This is a genomic window from Paenibacillus sp. FSL K6-2859, from assembly GCF_038008265.1.
In the GTDB taxonomy this organism is placed as follows: Bacteria; Bacillota; Bacilli; order Paenibacillales; family Paenibacillaceae; genus Paenibacillus_AQ; species Paenibacillus_AQ nitricinens.
In genome coordinates, this window is the sequence record NZ_JBBOYU010000001.1 from 4,138,307 (window position 1) to 4,162,740 (window position 24,434).

At 43.4% G+C, this 24,434-nt stretch carries 18 protein-coding genes; 4 read left to right on the forward strand and 14 right to left on the reverse strand.

The genetic code is table 11. The features are described 5' to 3' along the window. Positions 1–143: 143 nt before the first annotated feature. From MHB64_RS18495 to MHB64_RS18530, 8 genes are all read right to left on the reverse strand, one after another. The gene (locus tag MHB64_RS18495) at positions 144–5,378 is read right to left on the reverse strand and encodes an InlB B-repeat-containing protein (protein WP_341135114.1); all 5,235 of its coding nucleotides are present in this window, start codon (positions 5,376–5,378) and stop codon (positions 144–146) included. Positions 5,379–5,549: 171 nt separating this feature from the next. Beyond that, positions 5,550–8,624, reverse strand: a complete 3,075-nt coding sequence (locus MHB64_RS18500) for a BTAD domain-containing putative transcriptional regulator (RefSeq protein ID WP_341135115.1) — start codon at positions 8,622–8,624, stop codon at positions 5,550–5,552. 262 nt (positions 8,625–8,886) lie between these two features. Next, positions 8,887–9,759, reverse strand: a complete 873-nt coding sequence (locus MHB64_RS18505; protein WP_341135116.1) for an AraC family transcriptional regulator — start codon at positions 9,757–9,759, stop codon at positions 8,887–8,889. Positions 9,760–10,063: 304 nt separating this feature from the next. Then, positions 10,064–11,509, reverse strand: a complete 1,446-nt coding sequence (locus MHB64_RS18510) for a histidine kinase N-terminal 7TM domain-containing diguanylate cyclase (RefSeq protein ID WP_341135117.1) — start codon at positions 11,507–11,509, stop codon at positions 10,064–10,066. Between the two features lie 530 nt (positions 11,510–12,039). After that, the gene (locus MHB64_RS18515) at positions 12,040–13,029 is read right to left on the reverse strand and encodes a glycoside hydrolase family 43 protein (protein WP_341135118.1); all 990 of its coding nucleotides are present in this window, start codon (positions 13,027–13,029) and stop codon (positions 12,040–12,042) included. A gap of 29 nt (positions 13,030–13,058) precedes the next feature. Then, entirely contained in the window at positions 13,059–13,892 is an 834-nt protein-coding gene (locus MHB64_RS18520; RefSeq protein ID WP_076120625.1) for a carbohydrate ABC transporter permease, read from the reverse strand. Between the two features lie 16 nt (positions 13,893–13,908). Next, a complete protein-coding gene (locus MHB64_RS18525) occupies positions 13,909–14,805 on the reverse strand; it encodes a carbohydrate ABC transporter permease (protein ID WP_042185833.1) in 897 nt (298 codons plus the stop codon). An 85-nt stretch (positions 14,806–14,890) separates the two neighbouring features. Beyond that, complete coding sequence (locus MHB64_RS18530; protein ID WP_094873022.1) at positions 14,891–16,228, reverse strand: ABC transporter substrate-binding protein; 1,338 nt, start codon at positions 16,226–16,228, stop codon at positions 14,891–14,893. 263 nt (positions 16,229–16,491) lie between these two features. Between MHB64_RS18530 and MHB64_RS18535 the strand changes: the two genes are divergently transcribed. Together MHB64_RS18535 and MHB64_RS18540 are read left to right on the forward strand one after the other, a co-directional pair. Continuing rightward, on the forward strand, positions 16,492–17,556 hold the full coding sequence (locus MHB64_RS18535) for a GntR family transcriptional regulator (protein ID WP_341135119.1): 1,065 nt from the start codon (positions 16,492–16,494) through the stop codon (positions 17,554–17,556). A gap of 601 nt (positions 17,557–18,157) precedes the next feature. Beyond that, positions 18,158–18,910: a YdcF family protein gene (locus MHB64_RS18540; protein ID WP_341135120.1), complete on the forward strand. Its 753-nt coding sequence runs from the start codon at positions 18,158–18,160 to the stop codon at positions 18,908–18,910. On the opposite strand, the gene ybaK is transcribed toward MHB64_RS18540, so the two are convergent. The 5 genes from ybaK to MHB64_RS18565 all read right to left on the reverse strand — a co-directional run bounded on the left by ybaK (position 18,899) and on the right by MHB64_RS18565 (position 21,765). Continuing rightward, positions 18,899–19,372, reverse strand: a complete 474-nt coding sequence (ybaK, locus tag MHB64_RS18545) for a Cys-tRNA(Pro) deacylase (protein WP_341135121.1) — start codon at positions 19,370–19,372, stop codon at positions 18,899–18,901. The two genes, MHB64_RS18540 and ybaK, sit on opposite strands and share 12 nt — an antisense overlap. A gap of 96 nt (positions 19,373–19,468) precedes the next feature. Then, positions 19,469–19,720: a YolD-like family protein gene (locus MHB64_RS18550; protein ID WP_094873018.1), complete on the reverse strand. Its 252-nt coding sequence runs from the start codon at positions 19,718–19,720 to the stop codon at positions 19,469–19,471. 86 nt (positions 19,721–19,806) lie between these two features. After that, positions 19,807–20,625, reverse strand: coding sequence for an SPL family radical SAM protein (locus tag MHB64_RS18555; protein WP_341135122.1), 819 nt, complete (start codon positions 20,623–20,625; stop codon positions 19,807–19,809). After that, on the reverse strand, positions 20,622–21,155 hold the full coding sequence (locus MHB64_RS18560; protein ID WP_094873016.1) for a methylated-DNA--[protein]-cysteine S-methyltransferase: 534 nt from the start codon (positions 21,153–21,155) through the stop codon (positions 20,622–20,624). The genes MHB64_RS18555 and MHB64_RS18560 overlap by 4 nt, the downstream gene beginning before the upstream one ends. Next, complete coding sequence (locus tag MHB64_RS18565; RefSeq protein WP_143812454.1) at positions 21,145–21,765, reverse strand: bifunctional transcriptional activator/DNA repair enzyme AdaA; 621 nt, start codon at positions 21,763–21,765, stop codon at positions 21,145–21,147. Before MHB64_RS18565 ends, MHB64_RS18560 begins: the two co-directional genes overlap by 11 nt. Before the next feature lie 74 nt (positions 21,766–21,839). Between MHB64_RS18565 and MHB64_RS18570 the strand changes: the two genes are divergently transcribed. Next, on the forward strand, positions 21,840–21,962 hold the full coding sequence (locus MHB64_RS18570; protein ID WP_341109079.1) for a hypothetical protein: 123 nt from the start codon (positions 21,840–21,842) through the stop codon (positions 21,960–21,962). Between the two features lie 15 nt (positions 21,963–21,977). Beyond that, positions 21,978–22,517, forward strand: coding sequence for a MerR family transcriptional regulator (locus MHB64_RS18575; RefSeq protein ID WP_341135123.1), 540 nt, complete (start codon positions 21,978–21,980; stop codon positions 22,515–22,517). A 106-nt stretch (positions 22,518–22,623) separates the two neighbouring features. On the opposite strand, the gene aspA is transcribed toward MHB64_RS18575, so the two are convergent. Continuing rightward, entirely contained in the window at positions 22,624–24,048 is a 1,425-nt protein-coding gene (gene aspA, locus MHB64_RS18580) for an aspartate ammonia-lyase (protein ID WP_094873012.1), read from the reverse strand. Between the last annotated feature and the right edge of the window lie 386 nt (positions 24,049–24,434).

Genomic DNA, 24,434 nt, shown 5'->3' on the forward strand with positions numbered 1-24,434 from the left:
GTTACCAGTCTAATACTTTATTATCTTTTGACAATAACATCTATAGTGCGAATTCAAAAGGCACCCTAAACGGGTGCCCTTCAATAATCCTTATCACTGTTTCATTTCGATCTGCTTGTACAAATGACCGAAACTCGCCAAAACTATAGTCCGATCTGACCGCCCGGAAATCCAAACCTTGCGTTATAGCTCGCGTCGTGTGCCGGCATGGTTGCTCCTTCTGGCGTCTCCAACGACGGCGTATCATTTTCCAACGGGTCCCAAGTTATTAGTACAAAGCCTGGGGGATAAAAGTCTGAAGGTGTTACATCAGCAGGTGGTACGATCGTCGCCCCATACTTGACTTGAGCTGTCGAATAGTTAGTACTCGTCACTGAATCAATGAATGATAACGTGTAGCTGTTACGTGTGTAATATAGCTTAAGGGTGAGCGTTCCGTCAGCGGTTACCGTACCCGAGGTAACGTTGTTAGGATTGCTGCTGTCATAGGTAAAGCCGGTATAATCCTTCGGAGTTGCCGTAGCTGTTGATCCAATTCCACCGCTGCCGGCAACGGCTTCCACTTCTGTGTAGCCGTCATCGTCCAGATTCTGCTGATAATACAATACCTGATAGCCCGTGGCCTCCCAAACGGCCGTGAAGGTCAGATCGTTACCGGGCATTGTACTTGGAACGGACTGTGACCAACCTTCAAACGTATAGCCTGGCTTTGTCACCGTAGGCGGAATTATCGGCGACCCATATGCAAGCTGTGATACCGTGCCGCCCACGCCTCCATTGGCATCGAATGTCAGGTTAAACAAATAAGGAACGAAGTACAACTTGATACGAAGATCCAGGGTTGGGTCTACGTAAATCGATAAAGGCGAAGGTACCGTTGTTGTGAGTTTCGAGTAGGGTGACATCCATCTCGCATCCATTGTCCCTATATCTCTACTATCGAATCCTAAAAATGCAGTTCCATACTTGGTTTTTGCCTCCATTAGCTGGAAATTAGAACCTGTGGTATCGCCAAGATAATACTCCACTGTAATAGGCACATGTGAATCTAAGCTATATTTCCCTTTATAAGTCGTGTCGATAGCCGGCATCGTAGGCGCAACAACATTGGCTGACGCAGGAACGTTCTCGCTCAGATTCGTGTCGCGCCAAGAAGTAAACACATAGCCCGGCATGTTCACGATAGGTGCAGTAATAGGGGCACCAAACTTAAGCGAAGATGTGATTGGCGTTCTGCCATGGCCTGGATCAAAGGTCAGTTTGTACACATTGCGAGCGTAATAATACTTTACGACAGTGCTCCCGTCGCCTTTAACCGCAGTGAACTGTTCGGCAGGTGTAGCAAAACCTGCATAGGCAGGGGGCCGCGCGGTTGCAGGCCAATCTGTTGTGCCCTTATAGGTGAATTCGCCGCTAAGCGTGTAGGAATCATTGGAGACATTTTGCAAGTAAACTTCCACCTTATAAGGGGTGTCCGTCTTCGGAGTCCATCTTGCAACCCACATGCTGTCGTAAGACGGCATTCTACCCGGTAGGACAGTTGGCCCAGCATCGGAATCATTCTTATACCAATTATCGAATTTATATCCTTTTCTTGTAGGAACGGGCTCTACCGGAATCGGATCATTGTACTTCCCGCTAATTGTCTTTAATAGCGTAAGCTTTCCATCATTCGTTTCATGCGAGTACAAGTAGAGACTATAACTATCCTTGAGATCGTCCCAGTGTAATGGAATCGTACGCGCAATCGGAGCAGAACCGAAAGTTAAAGGTGCCCTTCTCCAAGTGATCGTCATGGTGGCATCCATGCCAGTCGGATCGTAATTATAGTTCTGTAAGAGTACTTGGTTGGTCTTAGCATCGTATATGAAATTTTTGTTGGATATGCTTACCGTGAAATCCTTGGATCTGTCATAAGATTGTTCCGTAACCTCGCCTGTCTGCAGATCCATCGTGCTCATATCAAAGATGCTATACGGTAAAATGGCCGATTTTGTTGACTGACCGTGCAGATTAACTCTAGGCGCATCACCCTGTGAATAGGCAAAATCAAGAATGTTCTGCCGGGAACCTACCGTATAGAGTGGCCATTCATCCTCATACAGGGTTGGCTCGTACGAGAAGGTACCCTTAAACAGCTGTGCCTTGAATTTGACTTCCGTGTACACGCCGACTTCCAGATCTATGGCTCCGGCATAATGGGAGGTCTTGCCCTGAGAAGATAGATAGGTCAGCTGGTAATAGAAGTAGCCCCACAACTTCGCGTAAGCGCCAACGTCCGCTTGCACACCTACGCTATTCGCCTCAGTAGAGAATAGACCTACTGCCAACTCCAGCCGAAGACCTGCCCGAAAGCCCAAAGTGCCCATGATGTAGAATGTAAATTGATACTTCTCATCTAGCAGACTTACGGTCTTGTTCGTCGCTTCTCTAGCAAAAAGTTTCACATTGAATATATATCTCTTCCCATTCTCATAACTGAACGTACTACCGATAGAGAGATTCGCATTTGCGCTTACAACAAAATCCCCTTTAAACTCTACTTGAATGACACCCATCAAAAGACGCATTTTGATATCAACAAGATTTACATCAAAGAGGTCAACCCAGTCCGTCTCGTTACTCAGCATATTCTGATATAAGGCCGGCAATGAGCTGTCTAATGAATCTACGCCACTGAGAGTTTCATCCAAAGCATCCTTTGCGTCCATTAGAGCTTTTATTTGTTTGGCGATGTTCTGTACTTTGCTTTTATCATTCCAATTCCATTCTTCATCCTTCTCAAATGTGCCGATTTCAGCGTCGAAATTAATCGCTGTATAGGTATAGGCATCTACGGTTGGGGAAACCTCGTATTCTCTCAAATAAGGGATGAACCCCAGAAATAGTCCCCAATCGGTATTGGCATCGGCAGAAAGCGAAACTCGTACTTCTTGCTCGAAGGTGCCGGTCAAATGAATCACAATGTTGCGCTGGCCGCCTGCTTCAACTACAATATCGCAACTCACTTGAAGAGAAGCGCTTAAACCGGACATATCAGCAAAATGTTGCAGTTCTGTACCTATATCGGCTTTAACACTCACATTTTCTACTTGCACTCTATTTCCGTTCAACCGCATAACATTGTGATCGGAAACAGATGAGCCATTGGCATACGTAATAGAGTAATTTTTCATATCGAATTCGCTATCTAGTTCTTTGAAGCTATCCGTATCGATTGCCAAAGCTGCTAAATACTGCGTAGCTTTATTCACAAATCCGCTTTCCAGAGCTTGCTCCTCGATTTGAGCTTCCATAGCCGCTACATCGGTGTTCTGCAGCAACTGATTTCCTTCTATATTTTGCTGTGTATAGTAATCCATCGAAGCCGTTATTTGCTCTAGCGTTACATCTGTATAAGTAATGACTTCGTTAGTTCCCGAAGAACTGACTCCGGTAATTTGAGCATAGCCGGCAAGCTGGGACGAAGCATCACCGAATACACCTGTGTAGAAGGCGATGAAGTCACCTGCTTGTACAACGGTGCTTGCAGTAAGACCCAATTGTGCATATTTGCTGTCGCTATAGTTCATCGTATTCTCGCTTACCGTGATGGAGTGATTGCTTAAATCCCCATCCATATCTGCTGTATCGCTGACCGGCAAGACGTCTGGCGTAAAGAGAACTTTTTTGGCGTCTGCCGTTTCGTATGTATATGTGCTGCCGTCGATCGCCCGAATCGTTACATAAACCACTTCACCGTCATCGTCGACGCTTGTTGCCAGATTACGCTGATTCGGTGCAACTCCGTTATAAATAGCAACGGTATTGCCGACTTGTATATTCTGTTTCCCATTATATTGGAATGTACCCTCTGTAGCGTTACCCACCGATTGAACGACTCCGTCATCGCCGGTATTCAAGTCTATAACAGGAATCGCACCAGGGGTAACAGCCTTACCATTCTGGGTCATATTCGTGACTTCCGAAGAAGGAATATAAATCAAGTCAGGATTCAGAGTCACATGCTGAACTTCTTGTTTAGCAATGGTAAATACGTATGTTCTAGTGGATTTATCTTGGCCTGTAAAAGAAAGATTGGCGTTATTCAGCTTGAGCTGATAGGTGCCGCCTTCTTCAAATGCACCACCATTTGCACCTATTGTAAATTCGCCATTGGAGCCCTTTACTCGAATACCCACATGAGTTGCAAAATCAGGATGAGTTAGCGCTTCAAAGGTCATTTCAGCTTTAACTCTATCTGCTGTCATGCTTCCTGTACCATCGATTACTTCAATCGTAAAGCTTTTGTCCTGATCCAACATGGTTACACTAGGAATAGTTTGAGTTTCGAATGGTTCTTCATATCTTGCGTATAACGTCATATTTCTGTTGACGATAGCATCTGTATATACTGGCTCCGACAAAGCGCTATCTTTATACCAGCCAACGAAAATAGAGCCTGACTTCATTGGATCCGGAAGATTATTCAGCGTCGCTCCTTGCTTGAGAGAAAGGCTGTTAATGGCCGAACCGCCGTTTGTTTCAAAAGTAATAATATATGGACCTGCGTTCGTGTCGCCTGGGTTAGCGCCATTACCGCTGCCAGAGTCGGGAGTTGATGTTGATGGTGTTGGTGTTGATGGTGTTGATGGTGTTGGTGTTGGTGTTGGAACTACTCGATTCTGGGTAGTCCATGTCTTCACAACTTCGTTGTTTCGCATGAAGAAAACAGCCGCTTCCGCGCGAGATGCATTTGACTTTGGATTGGAATTACCGCTTGCATCTCCATGAAGCAAGCCTGCCCGCCAAAGCTTTACGACCGCATCCACCGCCCAAGGCGAAATATCGGCTATGTCGTTAGGTTTAGAGGTCAGGCTGGCGTTCGTCTGATAAGGTATTTTATAGCTTTCAAAATACCTCAAAGTCAGCGTTGCCATCTGTTCTCTTGATATAGCAGCGTTCGGCGAAAAATTATGGTCACCTATACCGCTTGTAATGCCTTTTTCAATTGCCCATTGCACATAAGGTGCATACCAAGTGCCTGCTTGTACATCTGAGAAGGAGGAAATTGAATATTGGCTGATGTCCACTCCTGCCATTCGCCCAAGTGCAGTTACATACATGGCACGAGTCATTGTGCCTTTGGGCGAGAAGCTGTCATTATCCGTACCGCCGAATATTCCGTTTTGTTTCACATACGTCACAGCATTATAGAACCAGTCCGTCGTTTTAACATCTTGAAATGAATTTATCGGAGCACTCGATGAGTTTAGAGATCCTTGCTCTTGTACTGCTGCAGGTGCGTCAGTACTCCGTTCAGCGGCCGCGAACCCTGGTGATACTAAGGATACGAGCATACAAATCAAAAGCGATAAATTTATAATACGTTTATACAAGCGTGTTTCCCCTCCCGCAATTTGTCTAAACTTTCCGCAGAATAATGTCGATTTCTGCTTCACCATATCACAGTCAGTCTAAACAAATCCTAAACAAATGCTAGTGAAAAGGGAGCATCCCTCCGTTATTTTTCATAACCTTGGGACACTCCCTTTATGGAGGAATATGCGTCAATTTATATCCAGCAATCTCCTGACCGTTTCCTTCGGCTTAATCCCGAACTCCGTCAGAAGCAGCATTCTTAATACCTCGTACTGCTTGATCGCCGAGATGCGGTCATCCGCCATAACCAGCACGCGAATGAGCCGTTCATGAATGGACTCATTTAGCGGATCATGTACAAGCGCCTTCCGCAGCAGTTCCGCAGCCGCATCATATTGCCCCTTCTTCTCCTCACGTTCATGAAGGCGAAGCAAGGTTGCGACGTACTCGCTTTCCAGGCGAACTCGCGTCGGCTCTGCCCATTCGTACGAAGTGCCAGCCATAAAGCCCTCTCCGTATAATTGGACAAGCTCACCGGCATAGTCACGCAGCTTTAAGTCGTCGATTTGCGCCTGTGCGGCCAGCAAACGATCCCACTCATCGAGATCACAGTACAACTGGCTTATATCGATTCGATAACCGCCTTCCACATGCTGGACGATACCGTCAATTCCGATTTGACTTAAAGCTTTTCGCAAATAGTGAGTCGTTGTATTAAACTGGGCCCCTGCCCGGTCTACCTCCACCTCTCCCCACAAACGATCGAGAATTTGATCTCTACTTACTGCCTCGCCGCGATGGTAAATGAGGAATGCCATCAATTCCTCAGTTTTGGAAGTCCGCCATTTGACCACAGAGCCATTCTCTGTCTCTACGCGCAACCGTCCGAAACATCGGATATTAACTCGTGGATGTGCGTCATAAACATGGAACGCTTGCAGCACGAGACGCGCATAACTTAATGCATCCTTCGATCCCGCACCTTTGTCTCCATACGACTGCACATAAATAGACAACAGCTCTGCCATCGCCGAGCCTTCGTCCACGAAACTGCGAATAAACCCTTGAGGTTTGGCGAGACGCAAAGCTTCAGCCAGCTTCGCAAGTGCTGGCTCCATTTGATTGTCGCCATATAACATCATGCTTTGTAAATTCAGAATGTGAATGCGGTCCCGCAGACGGTCTTCCTTCGTCAACAGATGATACAATCTTGCTGCGAGAGATAGCGCTGATTCGAATTGTCCGCATGCAGCCAGCACGCGAACGAGCACCAATTGTTCGGAAACTTGGTCCAGCGTTGCTTCGTCCGAGTGCGACATCCCGCAGTGCTCCAACCATCGCTGAGCAGACGCAATGTCTCCTTGACGCACCGCTAAGCTCACCTGTTCCGCTTCGATTTTGCGTATGAATATCTCATAATCGGGTGAATCGATCATCAGCTTAAGTTGTTCTAGCAGTGTCGCTGCTTCTAGTGAGTTCCCCTTTGCTTGCTGAATTCTAGAAGCTGCCACAAAGAGCTGATACCGATTGCGAGACACCGGCGCGAATCCGTCTACATGCATAATGCGGTTTAGCCAGTCCTCCGCTTCCTCCAGCCGATTCCACTCGTACAATACCTTGGCATAGGAAGCATACATCGGTGTCGCATACGGATGGTTAACACGATCTCTCCAATACTCTATCATCCGAATGAAAAATTGTGCTGCACCATGGTAATCGTTAATGTAGCCCAGATGGTCTTCAAACTCTTCGACCGAATAATGCTTATTGTTGCCTCCTTGAATAAATAAGCTTTGTTCGAGTGCAAACGTATCTCCACGGATAAAATAGTCAGCAGTGCTCAGAAGGTCTTTCTTCACATAGGCAGCAGTACCGCAGAGATAATAGATGTCCCCCATGGTCATGCGCCATACGTCAGCATCTATATGATCCTTCAAAGCTTGGTAACGAACACGAAGCCGTTCCGCTCGATCCGGAATGTTATGAAACTGCCGAACGCCGACCATCACGAGCAAATAAAAAAGTTCAACAAGCGGTCGGCTCGCTACATATTGCTCAGGCACTTGCATCACCCAACGAGCAACGACGGTGTTCTTGCCTCCAAGAAGTTCGTACAGATGCGCTTCAATCAGGCGAGCTACATCTTCATACTGCCGTCCCGCCAAATAATGTTCCGCCGCTTCTACAATAAACCCGTTATGTTCGTGCCATTGCGCGGCACGCGCATTCGCCTGAATCCATAGCTCAGGCCATGTTCGAGCAAGCATCGACTGCAGGAAATCAGACAGCAGATGGTGATAGCGATACCAGTTGCGTTGATCGTCCATAGGAATGATGAATAGCTGAAGCTGTTCCAGTTGTTCCAACTGCTGCTGACCTCTCGCTTGACCGGTCACCGCCTCGCACAATGCATAATTCATTTGGCTTAACACGGAAGTTTGCAACAAAAAATCGCGCATCGCCTCTGGCAGATCGCGAATGACTTCCTCGAGCAAGTAATCGGATATGTGCTGCTGATGGCCGCTGAATTGACGGATCGATTCAGTCACATTGCCGCTTCGTTTCAGTGAGATGGCCGCAAGTCGCAAGCCGCAAATCCAACCCTCGGTTTGGTCATACAGCATATTGAGCTGCTCAGTCGACAGCTTCAACTCCGTCGTCTCTCGGAAGAAATCGTTTACTTCTTCTGGTCGGAACCTCAATTGCTCGATCGTAATCCGCCGCATCTCGCCTTTTGCAAATAATCTTGCTGTCGGAAATGGGAGGTCGTTGCGACTTGCGATATATAAATGAATGTGGTTTGGAAGGTGTTCAAGCAAATAGCTCATCGAATTCTGGATTGCTGGCATCGTCGCCAGATGATAATCGTCAACCATGACGACCAGCTCACCCGGCAGTTGATTCAACTCGTTTAGTAGCACGTTCATCGCCGACTCCATCGATGTGGAAGATGCAGAGGACCCCTCCACCAGCAAAGGCAAAATGGTCAGGCCAAAGTCCTCGATATGATTCTGGATCGAAACGATGACCATGTTCCAGAAGGTACTCCAATCATCGTCCTGCTTGCTCAGTGACACCCATGCAACAAGCTTGCCACTTTGTTTGGCCCATTCGCTTAGCGCCGTCGTTTTCCCATAACCAGATGGAGCGAATAAGAGCATAAGCTTCGCGTCCATACCCTCATCAAGCAGACGAAGCAGATCCGTACGAGCAACCAAGGTGTGCCGTACATAAGGGATGTGCATTTTAGTTGCGGTAATCATCGAAAGCCCTCCATAAGACAAAAAATGAGTAATTAGGAGTAACTTCGACATTCAAGTCGTAAATTCCTGTGCTTTCGGCTGTACAACACATGCCCCATAGCCGAATTTGCGTGGGATGACAATTGGGAAGAAGGTTGACTCGTTATTAATGACCGTTATAATTCGCCCTACTTGTGATACGGTTCACCGCTCTGTCAGTACCGGCAAGTTTTAAGGCCATCCTTTGCGGTATGTCCTTAATTTTATGAACATAGTCTCTATACTATTTTTTCGTAACCGGTATCCAAATCTCGCTCCTGAAATTGGGGGAAGATACATCCTTGCCTTCATACCATAATATTTCCGGTCCCCTTGCTACCTCATAACTTGCGGAAGGGAACCATTCCGAATAGATGCGCCCCCAGACATTTTGTAAAGTATCGGGAAACGGTCCGACAGCTTCGAAAACGGCCCAGGTCAATGCGGGAACCTCTAATTTCGCAAAATTTTCAGGACACTCCTCGGATGTAGCTGCACCTATATAAAGGTCAAGCTCTCCCTTCTCCTCCATTCGCCCTTCAGAAAAATTTGTCGATGCTGAAATCAACCCCTGTGGTTCAACATTAGAGAGCTTTTTCAATTGGTCGATGTCTAGGCTGGTTAAGCCTTTCCACATCGATGCAATTTCTGAACTCACGCCATTAAATTGGATAGGCACCTTTTTCATAATACCTACAATACGGAACGATTCTTTCTCAACGATACGATAATTCATTTCGCATCCTCCCTGAATAGTTAATTGGAAGGTCATTCGAGGATAGGCTTTTAAAGATGGGGCATGAGACCTAACTGAAGAGGGCGGAACCCCATGCAAGACTTGGAAGGCCCTAGAAAAGGCATCTGCCGAGCTATAACCGTATTTCACTGCCACGTCCACAATTCTTAAATCACCGGCTTGAAGCTCGAATGCCGCAAGGGTCAGGCGTCTCCGGCGGATGTACTCCGATAGCGTAATGCCTGCAAGGAAGGAGAATATTCTTGAAAAATGATAGTCCGAACAACAAGCCAGCCTCGCTGCTTCCTTCAGATCTATGTCTTCATCAAGATTCTCTTCAATATAGTGTAAAGCTCTATTCAGATTTGCAAGCCAATCCATTCAAATGACCTCCCTTCAGGTACAGAATAACAAGATTCGGAAGTACCCATCCGACATCTCATGCACAGTTTTGTTGGGTTACCCTTCTCATACCTATACCGTTTACAATTCCTCTTTCTGTAAATTGCCTAATAGCATCACTAGCATATGATCCTTCAATATCAGAATAACTGACTGTTATATCCTGTTGAAACAGTCACTCATAAGTATATTTCTTCTTGATTGATAGGCATCTTGCTCTCAATCCACCAAGTTACTAAACTAAGCACGGCTCCGATGTACGCCTCTATTTTAATTTGCTGTACTATTCCACATATTCGTACTTTTCAATAAAAACCCTTACTTGATTTCGACCAGCTCTTTTGGCAGCATAAAGTGCTTCATCAGCTTTATGAAGAAGTTGATGGATTGTTTCCTCCACAGCTCCTGTCGTTACGGATACCCCAAAACTAGAGGTAATCGTTAGCAATTTTTCATTTTCAACTAGAGGCTTCTGTTCAATGCAAAATCTAAGGTAATTAGCGAAGTTTTCCCCTTCCGCTAGTGTATAACCAGGTAAAGCGAGTACAAATTCTTCACCACCATATCTAGCAAATAGTATATGTTCTCCCATCTCAGCCTTACATATTTGAGCCACATGTACTAGCATTTGATCTCCGGTTTGATGCCCATAAGTGTCGTTCACTTTTTTGAAAAAATCAATATCAAATAGAATAATCACAAAGGATGATAGTTCACCCTTTGCTTTCATTAAGCTTTGCTCACTTTTCTGGAAAAAGGCACGACGATTGTATATTTGTGTAAGATCATCATAATAGGCTTGATGCTCTAACTTTTGTTGTAATGTATGTAGCTCTGTTATATCCGTAAATATAATTAGTAATCCAGAGTTATTATTAGATTGTTGAAGCATAGAAATACGTAGCTGATATATATAATTACCTTGATGAATCGTAACATTCAATTTATCTGAGATCGTATCTAATTGAACAGGGAATGATTGATCCGTTAGCATATACCAAACTTGATCAAATGGCTGCCCTAACGTTGATCGATCCAATTCACTAAACATACTTTTACAAGCTTGATTATATTCGATTAATTGATAGGTATCATTAAGCACAATGACACCATCGTTCATACTATTAAAGATCGTTTCCTTCGCAATTGGCATTATTGATAACATTCGAGAGGAGGTAATAGACCAAAGGTACAAAACAGAAGAAAACCAAATAACCATGGGTACAGGATCGATACCATCGGGTGTCACTCCTATGAATAATAAAAATGCAGTCATTATTGGAAGCAATTGACCGCAGATGAGGGCAAATAATTGAGATCGATATACACTAACGGTTTCCTTCCAGCGTGAAAGCAGCAATAAGAGCGCAGCTAACATACAACAGAAAATGTAAATATTATGTACGGCAAACCATGCCCCATACTCAATCTCACTATATGGAGCCCCAAGCACCGAATGGATATCATATATTCTATAGTAAAAATGATGGGATTCATTAGTTACATTGATGAGAAAAGTAATACAAGGCATTGTAAGTAGAGCGATTATTCTTTTTCTCGTTATTTTATAACCCAAATATTGCATGACAAACATTAATCCTAACGGAGGGAAAAATGGCATCCCTGCATACTGTACAATATTCCAAAATCTAAGCTGTTCTAACGAAGTCGATGTTAAGCTAAAGGCATAACCAAAGCAATAAATCATTGAAGTTAATGTATTCCACATGAACAAATTAGCGATATTTGTATAATAATGTCTCCTTCAATAAGTAAAGACAAGTATAGACAAATTCAGAACAGCCGAAGTACAAACTAATGTTATATATGCTGCTAGCTTCGAATCCAATAGGTATACCCACTTTCATACAATACATATATTTACGTTAACACGATTAATATAAGATGTTGATTTGTGCCTTGAACCATTTACAGGATTCCGTCCACATCACTATTATGTCTGTACTACCCACATCGTATTGATTATTGCTTCATGAAATAGATTGTTTTTAACTTAGCATGACACTCATGACAGTAGCAACACATTTAGCCAATCAGTAATGCTATGATTACTATTTCGTCTATACCGATCACCAAATAGTTAGTACAACATTACGTAATTCATCACTTCTATTGCATTGCAAACAAGTACCCATCGATTGGATGGGTACTTGTTTTTATTTCTAATTATAAAGGCTTCCCCATGTACGACATAAGTTCAACTAAATCCATTTAGAATTTTGTAAGGCGCTTGCAGATCTATTCGTATTGTACAGAACGTACAAGTGCCGCAACAGAGCCGCGAAAATCAGGTCTGCCGTCATCCGTCCACAACAGCTCCGCTACAAATGTATGGCGATTCGGATCGTATAGCGGATCTCCTACAATATCCTTATACGTTCTTGCGTGGAACACAAACAGCGTCTTCTCGCCAGTCTCTGACATCGTGAAACTATTATGACCAGGACCATACATCGAGATGCTCTCATCAGTCGTGAGAACCGGTACTTTCGACTTGCGCCATGAGGCAGCATCGAGCAAATCCGAGTCCGCATCGGCTTCAAGCAAGCCCATGCAATAATTGAAATCAGTAGCGCTAGCAGAGTAAGTGAGGAATACCCGATTATCTTTGCGAACAAATGCCGCGCCTTCGTTCACTTTATACCCGATGATCTCCCAGTCATATTCGGGCATCGTAATCATCGTTTGCGCCCCAATCAACGTCCACGGATTGCACATTTTAGATATGTAGAGATTAGAGTTGCCTTCGATTTCCGGATCCTTTTGTGCCCATACGTAATAGAGGCTACCATTGTGCTCAAAGGTAGTGGCATCGAGGGAGAAGCTTTCCCACGCGGTACGAACCTGTCCTCTTTCCGTCCAGCTGCCTTCGAGCGGATTTGTATTTTCATTCTCCAGTACATACATCCGATGGTCGAACAAGCCTTCTGTCGTTTCCGACGTATGCGCGGCAGCGAAATATACGTACCATTTTCCATCAATAAAATGCAGCTCTGGCGCCCAAATATTGGCGCTAAGAATGCCAGTCTCTCTCTTTCTCCAGATCACTATAGGAGCTGATGTAATAAGCCCTTCAAGGTCCTGTGCCCTACGGATTTCAATCCGATTATACTCTGGAACCGAGGCCACGAAATAATAATAACCATCTGAATGTCGGCATATAAAAGGATCAGCTCGTTGCTCGATCAATGGTTTAATGACGCGTAACTCCTCTTGTTGGACTCCCATCTTATCACCTATTTCATAAGTAATAGATACTAACCTTTAACAGCACCCGCAGTCATACCATCAATGAAATATTTCTGGAAAGCGATAAACAATATGAAGATTGGAATGATAGAGAAGAAGGAGCCCACGATCAGAAGGTCATAGTTATTCCCATAAGGAGTTAACAATGTTTTTAAACCGATTGGCAGTGTATATTTATTTTGATCTCCCAACACCATGAATGGCCACAATAGATTATTCCAGCTATTCATACCATTCAGAATGGCCATTGCCGCAAAGGAAGGCTTCATAATCGGCATAATCACTCTGAAATATATCGCATATTCGTTTGCTCCATCAACTCGCCCAGATTGAATAATTTCTTTGGGTATGCTTCTGAGATATTGCCTAAAGAAGAATATCGTCCCGGCATTAGCTATACCCGGCAGAATGATTGCCGAATAGCTATTCACCATTTGCAAATCATTTATTAAGCTGTACAAAGGAACCAGCAATATTTCAAATGGCACCATCATAATGAGCAACACACATATAAAGAGGAAGTTCTTACCTTTGAAATCATACGCTGCAAAACCATATGCAACAAAAGCGCTTACAAACAGTGTTAAAGCAACCTGAATGATTGTTAACGTCATACTGTTCCAAAACCATACAAAATAATCATGTTGTCCAGTAAATAAATAGATAAAATTATCAAAACTCATTATTTCAAAATTCAAACTTAAGTTAAGACCATATCTTATTAAAGCTTCACCTGGTTTAAAGGAAGAGAGGGCCACTGCATAGAATGGAACCATAATTATAACGAATAGTATAATAAAGATACTAATTATGACTATTCTAGCAATTAAGTTGTTCTTCATCTGACTAGTGTCCATTTTAATCCTCCTCCTTTTTGAACATTCCACTAAATTTCAATTGCGTTAAATTGATAATCATAGCAATGACTAATAGAACGATACCAACTGCTGCAGCGTAACCGAGCTTATTCTTCTCAATTCCTTGTCTATACAAATATCCCACTATAGTTAGGCCAATATTTTTCGGTGAATTGTTACCGTTAAACATCATTAAGCTCTCGGTAAACATTGCCAAACCTGCATAAACACTAATTGTCGTAACATATATCGTGGTCGGCTTCAATAATGGCATTGTAATCGATCTGAACTTCTGCCAAGCAGATGCCCCGTCAATTGAAGCAGCCTCATAATAATCATTGTCAATGTTTTTCAAACCAGATAGATAGTACAGCATATTAACACCTGTCCATCGCCAACATGCAAGAATTAATAGTGCAGCCATACTCCATTCTGCATCTTTCAAGAATTTAGTAGGCTCTACACCAAATAGACCTAGAAAACTGTTCATTAATGAACCATCCATTTCGCCGAATGTTAGGCGAAAAATAGTACCCGCCACTGCGACAGATGTCAATGCAGGAAGAAAGAACGAAGATTTAAAAAACTCCCTCCCCAGCATTAACTTACTGTTTATCATAACTGCAAATAACATTGGGAAAGGGATTAACAGCACTAAGGTTCCTAGCATGTATACAACGCTATTTTTAATAGCCGTCAAAAACACTTTATCTGTGAATAACTTCGAATAATTCGCTTCACCAACCCATTTTGGATCCTGTCCCAACATCCTATCTTGAAAACTCATTACAAATGAATTTACAAGTGGATAAGACCAGAATATCAAGAATATGATTATGAATGGCAACACAAATACATAAGGTGCAACCTTTTGAGAGTATACAAATTTCTTTATCATAATCCCACTCTCCCTTGACTATGACTAAACCTGCCGAGCACCATTCTTGCCGACAGGCTTAATCATAACCATTTACTTATTATTTTTATTTCAATTCTTGTTCAATTGCTGCCTGTGCTTCATCGAGAGCTTCCTTCACGTCTTGGCCATCTTCAAAGATCGCATTCAGAGTAACCGTATTGAGCACATTGCCGATCGTCGGTGAAGCTTTTACGGATTTGATAGCTCTAATTTCGTCTTTGATTTCATTCAAAGTATCAAATGCATTTGTTTTAAAATACTGGACGTATTCGTTATCTGGGTTTTTCGTTACAGCCTCATCTTTCCATACTTCCATATTGATCGGGTCAAATCCAAGTGTATTCCAGATTTCAGTAGTAGCTTCTTTCGAAAGCTTAGCAAAAGCTACAAACTCTTTTGCCAACTGAACGTCTTTACCAGTCTTAGTAACAACTGTGCCAGTACCGCCTAAGCCAACGGAACGAGGATTACCTTCTTCGAATACAGGCAATGGAGCAATTGCATACTTACCTTTAAGGTCCTTCATTTCGTTTACAAAGCGGGACATGTACCACTCAGGCATCAATGCGCTTGCGTAGTTGCCTTTGTTGTATTCGCCTTTTGCTTCTTCTGTGTCGGGTTGTCCGCCTGGGATCGTATGAATAACATTATTCTTCTGCAGGTCGACTAACATTTCAAACGCTTTAATCATCTCAGGTGAGTTAACTTTTGGATTGCCATTTTCATCTGTAAAATCAGCGTTTTGCTGAGCAAGTAACAGCGAGGCTTGCCACGTAGCGGATGTATCAGCAGTACCTAAGTACTTACCAGTCTTTTCATAAACCTTGATACCTGCTTGTTTGTAATCTTCCCAAGTTTTGATTGTCTTGTAGTCAACACCTGCTTGTTCGAGAATTTCCGTGTTGTAGAAAGCAAGCGTAGCACCTACGTGATAATCAAAGCCATAAACCTGGTCTGCTTTGGTGTAAATATCGACACGTGAGGGAACGACAACGTCTTTGTATGGTGCAAATACATCATTCAAAGATTCCAGTGGAACGTTGTCCCCTTCCAAGAATTTAGGGAATTGACCAAGCTCGATATCCGCAATATCAGGAGCACCTTTTCCGCTTGTAACTGCCAATAAGAGCTTGTTGTGCATATCATCGTAAGGCATAACCGTTACATTCAACTTAATCTGTTTGTCTGGATTCTGTTGGTTCCATAACCCCAGCATTTTATCCAAATGCTTGCCATGCAAATCTACGAATGTCCAAAATGACATTTCTGTTGCATTCTCACCGGCATCAGCGCCTAACTGCTGTGTTTCCGTTGATGAACTGGAAGACTTACTACATGCCGACAAAACTAGTGACATCATAAGGATTGTAACGATGGAGAGTAATGTAATGCGTTTTTTCATTTGTTCGTCATCCTCTCTTTTTTTGTTACTCATTTGAGATGCTGGGTGACTGGTCACTTCTGTTAATTTAAGCGGTTTCAATACGACTCGTTACCAACCTTCTTAACATGATTCTAACCTTTCAATGAAAAGACCCCTTCGTAAAAAATTTCCTAATTCTGTATTGTAAGCGCTTTATAAATTGCATTATAATATATACGTAATATATTTTATATAACCAATTGATTATAAAAATCATTAAATTTTAAGGGAGATGTACTTATTTGAAAAAGTTGGTGCTCTACAAGCAAATTCAAGAAGATATTGTACAGAAAATTAAATCTGGGCAGCTTCGGCCAACGGACCGCGTCCCTTCTGAACAAGAATTAATGGACGAATTCAAAGTAAGTAAAATAACCGTCAAAAACGCCTTAACCCAGCTAGCTGACGAAGGATTAATTATACGCGTACAAGGCAAAGGCACATTCGTCTCTTCTAGTCTTGATGTTTCTAGCATTGATTCTCCATTATCTCCACACAGCGCGTCGTCCTTGCCGCTCATCGGCTTCATTATTCCGACGATGGTAACCCGTGTCATTCAGAAGCTCGTCGACTACACGGAACAATTCCTGTCTGAAGCTGGCCTCAGCATGGTACTAAGCATCACGCGAGAGTCCTCCTCTATCGAATCGAACGCCATTCGTACACTAACGGGGCTCGGTGTGAAGGGACTGATCGTTTTTCCAACAGAAGATGAGAAGTACAACGAATCACTACTGCGTCTGTCGCTCGATAAATTCCCATGTGTGTTCATCGACCGCTACCTGCGCAACATTGAGACATACACGATTACATCAGACAATTACGGCGGTGCGTATAAGGCTGTCTCTCATTTGCTATCCAAGGGTCATCATCAAATTGCGCTCATCTCACCTGAGAATGCCAATACAGCCATCGAGGATCGCACGCTCGGCTTCGAGAAGGCGTACACAGATCGAGGTATATCAATCGACAAGAGCTTGTGGTGTCACATCCCTCTCGACATTCTACGCGGTAAGCAAGCATTGGAGTATGTAAGCGACTTCTTGCAGGGGCATAGTGGAATTTCGGCAGCTTTCTCCTTAACCGAAGAAACCGCACGCCTTACATCGGCTGCTATCAGCCGTCTGAACAATCACTCAAATATCGATTTGCTATCTTTCGATAATCCACATCTTTCATTCGTAGCTTATGTACAGCAGGATGAACAGGAAATGGCACGAACAGCCGTAAAGCTGTTACTAGAACAGATAGAGAATATTTATTCACCTAAGAACGCCGTCATTCCCGTGCAGCTCATCTTCCCCTAACTATTTCATTGGACTTTATCGACACTCTAGGAGCACCTTCAGTAGAAGTTGTCTTCTTTTGCGTTCCAGCGCATAGAGTATAACAATATATCATAAAGGTGCTAGCGGCCAAAATGGGAGATTCGCTCCACTTTGTTACGAAAACCGCTGATTCATACGGATGAAACCGATCTTCGGGTCGGGGAGTGAGTGTCAAGGAATCTCAGAGCATGACGATCATGAAGGAATATTCAAATGTCTCCAGGAACTCAATGAGGAAATAAATATGAAAATGTTTATATGAGCAAATAATTTTCTAGGCGCTGGATGGAGTAAGATCGAGTAGGGATGACATGCCGAGTGTACCGACTTGTACATCGACCGAGCCCCCACCATAGTAGATTGTAAGATATTCATACTGATTTGAGACCATCTTTTATTCACGATATTTAACTATTTTATTGAAAGGTATCGACTAACAAAAAAGCCTTCTTTCGAAGGCGTTGATTAGGCTTCTCATCAAATAAAAAAAGACCATTTCGGTCTTTTGTGCAACTTCGAACACCCCAACTCATGTTACAATACAACCTGAACTCATACTTTACGAAGGCGGTTGATACTGTTGATTTACATCATCAAATTTGTATACAGCTTTGTGCTTCCTCCAGGACTTTTCATCCTACTTCTGCTCGGTCTTGTCATTTGGTTATGGAAAAAGAACCGTCGTCCTGCGCTTGTCTTGCTTGGCATTACACTGCTTATGTATTTCTCCATGACTTCCTTAGTCAGCGATGCGTTAATCGGAGGTTTAGAACGAAAATATCCTCAACCGGATACATTGCAAGGAGATGTTATCGTTGTGCTTGGTGGAGGTGCAAGCTCCGGGACACCGGATATGGATGGCGAGGGCAACTTATATGGATCAGCAGCAAATCGGCTAATTACAGCTGTACGACTACATCATGCGAGTGGTTTACCCATCCTATTCTCTGGTGGACAAGTTTTCTCCGACAGCGGCAATGAAGCGGATATCGCCAAAAGACAACTCCTTGGACTCGGTGTCCCCGAAGAGGATATCCTGACCGACAATCAATCTCTTAATACGGAGCAGAATGCTGTAAATACCGCCGCAATCCTACAAGAGAAGGGACTTAAGCGTCCTGTACTAGTCACATCAGGGTTTCATATGCCCCGCTCGATGCAGCACTTCAAGAATGCAGGGCTAACAGCGCAAGCTTTTCCTACAGATTATATCGCCAGCGCTGAATTTTCGTTGCAACCCTCAAAGTTCACTCCTTCGCCAGGAGCCATCTCCACTACAGGCACAGCCTTGAAGGAGTATTTAGGTCTTCTTGTTGCTCATCTATTTAATTAGATCTGTGAATTTTGCATTGGTTACCCCTGCAAGAAGCTGCGGTGATACATCTATTTGTTGACCAATTTTCCCGGCGCTAACGGCTATCGTTTCCTGACTTTCTGCACCGCTATCAATGAACGTTGGATATAGCTTTTTCATACCGACTGGTGAACATCCACCACGGATATAACCCGTCCACTTCTGTAAGTCTTTCACTGGCAGCATCTCAATCTTTTTCTCTCCGGCGGCCTTGGCCGCCTTTTTGAGATCCAGCTCCTCAGCAACCGGTATAACAAATACATAAAGATTTGCTCCGCTATGAGCGACCAAAGTTTTAAAAACCGTCTCAGCCGCCTTTCCAATCTTCTCCGCAACTGCCGTACCATGGATTAGTCCATCCTCGTTGTCATAAACAAACACTTCATATCCAATTTTCTTCGCATCTAGCATTCGCATCGCATTGGTTTTAGTTACTGTCATATCTGATCTACCTCTCTTTAATCTATTCGATACTATATGGTCAAAGAGGCCCCAAAGCCAACATGGCTCACAGGACCTCTTATTGCTGCGTTCCCATTAATCTCTGGGATAATTAACTTGCATAATATCCATAAACGGAACTTTTTCGATACCTTCGTTTTTACTGATGTGTACTTTTCCAGTCCGTGAATCCATTTCAACAATTGTTCCACGCACCTGATCTTCTTTTCCCCATACGGTTAATAAGATCTCAGAACCTTCTTGCTTGGCTTCAACTAACTGATTACCTAGCTCTTCAAGTACAAATTCATCTCTTGTGGGCCGCTTGGCCACTTTTACTTTTGCCACTCTACTCCTCCAATAAGCGATTACAGGTATTAAGTATTTTAAAATACTAAGTATGAATGCTCTCGTTTATTATATCATGTTTCAGTTTAAGGCTCGAACCCCTTCTGGCTCAAGAAAAGCTCATCTTCATTAAAAACACTCCGGAGTCCATCGTACACTCTGCGATAAGCCGCCGGATCGTACCATTCTTCCAATTGCAGCTCTTCATAAAGGGAATAAAGACCTAATCTCCGTGTCCGTTTGCCCCCACTGCCATCTCCCATAAAATAATCGTCGATACAGACTCTATTCACCAAGCTCCTTAGGATCTCTGGAAAAGACGTACTGCTCGGCAATACCGGAGCGATGGTAGCTTGAACAGGAACGCCCGCTTCACGCAGTAATTGCAGTGTCTTTAATCTTGCAGATATGGGCGGAGCACTTGGTGTGAATTTTTTGCGAATATCTTCACGATCCGTCTCTACAGTCATACTCACGCGAACCTTATCTTCTAAGCGTAATAATAAATCTATATCTCTGCGTACGAGCGGACTGCGCGTCTGCACGAACAGAAAATCGGGCGGGGTCTCCACCATAACCTCCAGCAAAGCTCTGGTTACCTGCTCCTTATGCTCTATCGGTTGGTAAGGATCTGTGCTAGAGGACATAAAAATGGAGACCGGTCCTTTAGATTTTGCTTTCTGGAGTTCTTTGCGCAAAATAGCTGCGGCTTCTTGTTTGACATCTACCCACGTTCCCCATTCCTCTTGACGAAACAGTGAAACGGGCATTTGACGCACATAACAATAAGAACAGCCATAAGTACAGCCGGTATATGGATTTAAAGAATGACTGTATCCGTTCAGATAACCCGTCCCTTTATTAAGTAAGGTCTTTGGGGTCTTGTACTGGATCTCATTGTTCATAATGTTTGAGCAGTCTTTCCACTTTCCAAATGAAGCAGCCTCGTCTTCATCTCTAATCCCCCGCGGTAACCAGTTAATGTTCCATTCTTACCAATCACTCGGTGGCAGGGCACCGTAATTAGTATCGGATTTGCACCTATGGCCGTCCCTACCGCGCGTACTGCAGCAGGCTTTTGAATATATGTGGCGATGTCCGAATAAGACCACGTTTGTCCATATGGAATTTCACATAACGCTTTCCACACCGCGAGTTGAAATGGAGTCCCACGATAGTCAAAAGGAATGCTGAATGCTTGCCGTACCCCTTGCAAATATTCGATCAGTTCCTGTACAAATGGAACCATTTTCTCATCGTCCTGCACCAGTTCACTTTCAGGAAATCTACGGCTGATCCAGTCACTCATCTCTTCGAATGGCTTCTGCTGCGACCCCACATAACTTAATCCTTTCTCCGACGCTGCGATATAGAAACTCCATTCCTTATAAGTTAGCAATGTCCAGTATATGATTGCACTTGGTCTACTCTCCATTTTTCTGTACCCCCAAGAATAATTCAGAATGATTCGTTAATTCTAATTTGTTAAGCTGTCGATACTTCGTTGGGGTAAGCCCCGTCTTTTTCTTAAATAAGGTAATAAAATACGACGTATTTGGCAGACCCACATGTAATCCAATATCAGCTATATCCCGATCTGTGGTAACCAAATATTCAGATGCCTGAACGATTCTCTTTTGCTGTATATAATCCACTGGCGTGATTCCCGTTACTTTCTTGAAGGTTCGATGCAGATGATAAGGGCTTCCATGACAGACTTCTGCCAGCGTTTCAAGAGTAAGAGGTTCATGATAATGTTTGTCGATATATTCAGTCATTACAGCCACCCACTCCTTATCCGGCAGCCGCTCACCCGTCGGTTTGCATCTTTTACAGGGACGAAATCCAGATTCTAATGCTTGTTCTGCATTTTGAAAGATACGTGCATTCTCCCGGTTAGGTGCTTTGGACTTGCAGGAAGGTCGGCAAAAGATTCCCGTAGTCTTCACAGCATAAAAGAATTTTTCGTTATAAGCTGCATCATTTTGCAAAATAGCCTGCCATTGCTCCTCAGTCATCTTTTCCACTTCTCCACTCTTATCCATACGCTTCACCTCTAAACCAAGTATACCCCGCTTCAGGGTCATCTGTACTCATTCTAGAATGTAAAAGCAAGATAGTGAAATCCAAGAATGGTGAGATTGCTCGTAATTACACTTTGTTTATCGAATCCGCACTTCCTTTGTCAACCGTGCAGGGAGCAGCAATTGAACAACGAATTACTCATAACATGACTACCTGAACTGGAGGAATCAAAATGGAAATTTTGAAAACAAAGGATGCCGCAGAGCTGTTGTCTGTTAGCCAAACAACGATCAAACGTTGGGCTGCTATGTTCCCTGATTTTTTTCCAAAGGACCGATTTGGCCACTATACTTTCTCAGAGCAGCAAATCAGCTTGCTCACACATATTAAAGAATGTATTAATCACGGAGAACCACTGGAAGGTATTCAATTACCTGTCTCGAATGAAAATCAAATATCCAAGTCACCGCAAGATCCACTACATTCCACAGACACTGAGCCTATGCAAGATATATTGTCCCGGATTCATTATATTGAACGCACCCTTGATCAAAAAGCCGACGAAGTAGTCATGATACAGTTACTTCAGCAGCGTGAGGAGCTTGAGGATCTGCGGATAATGATCAAACAATTAGCGGCAACCCTAGAACCCATGCAAGCTACAAAAGTCAACGTCTTCACGTCAAATGAAGCTTCCCATCCCGTTACTAGTACAAGAATACCCTCTCCACCGAGGAAGCGCGGGCTATTACGTTCATTCTTTTTCCTGTAAGCCTGAAACACAAAAGAACCTACTTCTAACTAACGTTGAAGTAGGTTCTTATTAAATATCGTAGCACATGGATGACAAAGTCAGCGATTAACGGTTAGGTAATCCCCTACTGCTTCTGCAATAAAGCTGAGCCTGCGATTCCTGGATGCGTCATTTCGTATGGGTCCAGAATCAGATTGAGCTCTTCCTCGGATAGCACATTATACTTAAGGCACAAATCACGAACAGATTCTCCTGTCAAAATTGCCTCACGAGCAATACGAGAAACCACTTCGTAGCCCAAATGTGGGTTAACTGCGGTAATGATTCCGACACTCCGCTCCACATCCCGCTCTAGCTTCTCTTTATTGGCTTCAATACCAGCCAGACAGAAATCTGTGAAGACTTGGAAGGAGTTGTTCATGATGCTGATGGACTGAATGAGATTAAACACTAGAACTGGCTCCATAACATTCAGTTCCAGTTGACCCGCTTGGGAAGCCAGACAGATTGTATGGTCATTTCCTATCACTTGAAAAGCCACCTGATTGATGACCTCCGCCATTACTGGATTGACTTTACCTGGCATAATGGAGGAACCTGGCTGACGTGCAGGGAGTGAAATTTCATTAAATCCTGTCCGCGGACCAGAAGCCATGAGCCGAAGATCATTAGCAATCTTGGACATGTTCATCATACAGACTTTTAGGGCAGCAGATACTTCTGTGTATGCATCTGTATTTTGCGTAGCATCCACAAGATGATCTGCAGTAACTAGCGGCAATCCACTTATTTCAGCCAAATGCTCTACAACCACTTCGATATATCGAGGGTCAGCATTTAATCCAGTTCCTACAGCCGTTGCCCCCATATTCACTTCATACAAATGATGACGTGTATGTTCAATACGTTTGATATCTCTCTCAAGTACTCTGCGATAAGCCTCGAACTCTTGGCCCAGACGAATCGGCACTGCATCTTGTAGATGCGTGCGTCCCATTTTTATAACCGGATCGAATTCCTTGGCTTTGTCTGCAAATACCTCATGCATTCTGCGCATAGTAATAAGCAGTTGTTCCAGAAGAGAAAGCGTCGCAATATGAATAGCCGTAGGGAATGCATCATTTGTAGACTGTGCCATATTCACATGAGAGTTGGGACTTAAATGACGATAGTCTCCTTTTTCATGACCAAGCAGCTCTAATGCTCGGTTAGCAATGACTTCATTGGCATTCATATTTAACGAGGTACCTGCACCACCCTGTATAGGGTCTACAATAAATTGTTCGTGCCATTGACCTTCGATGATCTCATCTGCTGCTTTCACAACAACTTCTCCAAGCCCACGATAGAGCCTGCCAATTTCCATATTTGCAAGCGCAGCGGCTTTCTTTACGATCCCCATCGCTTTGATTAATTCATTGTGCACTCTATAACCCGTAATTGGAAAATTCTCTACTGCGCGTAATGTCTGAATCCCATAGTATGCGTTCTTATCTACTTGTTTGCTGCCTAGAAAATCATTTTCTACACGAAATTCAGTTCCTGTCACAGTAAATCCCTCGCATTCTTTGAGTTAGGTTTGATCGGATTTAAGAAAGCGCATTCATACATATGTCTCACTTAGATATTAACCTTTATTGTGATAAATGTCTCTCATAAAATTAGAGATTAATGTAATTAATTTCAAATAAGATCACGAAAGCCTTGCCCTTAAAGGAAAGCTGGTTTTTATTAGGAGTAAATTTCCAAATAAAGCTATAGCATAGTATGCACACTAATTAGATTCTATTGCAGTAAATGCATTAGAAGTTCATCGGGCTATTTGCACACGGACTCTAAAGTGAAATCGAATCATAACTGTTCATATCGGATTATTACATAAAAAAAGCCGACCTTAAGGTCGACTCTATCCAAACTTTACTCACAAATATGTTG

What these genes read in the sequence shown, in the direction of transcription:
- MHB64_RS18500 (WP_341135115.1), bottom strand. Translation starts at nt 8,624, where the DNA reads ATGATTACCGCAACTAAAATGCACATCCCTTATGTACGGCACACCTTG.
- MHB64_RS18505 (WP_341135116.1), bottom strand. Translation starts at nt 9,759, where the DNA reads ATGGATTGGCTTGCAAATCTGAATAGAGCTTTACACTATATTGAAGAG.
- MHB64_RS18510 (WP_341135117.1), bottom strand. Translation starts at nt 11,509, where the DNA reads ATGTGGAATACATTAACTTCAATGATTTATTGCTTTGGTTATGCCTTT.
- MHB64_RS18515 (WP_341135118.1), bottom strand. Translation starts at nt 13,029, where the DNA reads ATGGGAGTCCAACAAGAGGAGTTACGCGTCATTAAACCATTGATCGAG.
- MHB64_RS18520 (WP_076120625.1), bottom strand. Translation starts at nt 13,892, where the DNA reads ATGAAGAACAACTTAATTGCTAGAATAGTCATAATTAGTATCTTTATT.
- MHB64_RS18525 (WP_042185833.1), bottom strand. Translation starts at nt 14,805, where the DNA reads ATGATAAAGAAATTTGTATACTCTCAAAAGGTTGCACCTTATGTATTT.
- MHB64_RS18530 (WP_094873022.1), bottom strand. Translation starts at nt 16,228, where the DNA reads ATGAAAAAACGCATTACATTACTCTCCATCGTTACAATCCTTATGATG.
- ybaK (WP_341135121.1), bottom strand. Translation starts at nt 19,372, where the DNA reads ATGACAGTAACTAAAACCAATGCGATGCGAATGCTAGATGCGAAGAAA.
- MHB64_RS18555 (WP_341135122.1), bottom strand. Translation starts at nt 20,625, where the DNA reads ATGAACAATGAGATCCAGTACAAGACCCCAAAGACCTTACTTAATAAA.
- MHB64_RS18560 (WP_094873016.1), bottom strand. Translation starts at nt 21,155, where the DNA reads ATGGAGAGTAGACCAAGTGCAATCATATACTGGACATTGCTAACTTAT.
- MHB64_RS18565 (WP_143812454.1), bottom strand. Translation starts at nt 21,765, where the DNA reads ATGGATAAGAGTGGAGAAGTGGAAAAGATGACTGAGGAGCAATGGCAG.
- MHB64_RS18575 (WP_341135123.1), top strand. Translation starts at nt 21,978, where the DNA reads ATGGAAATTTTGAAAACAAAGGATGCCGCAGAGCTGTTGTCTGTTAGC.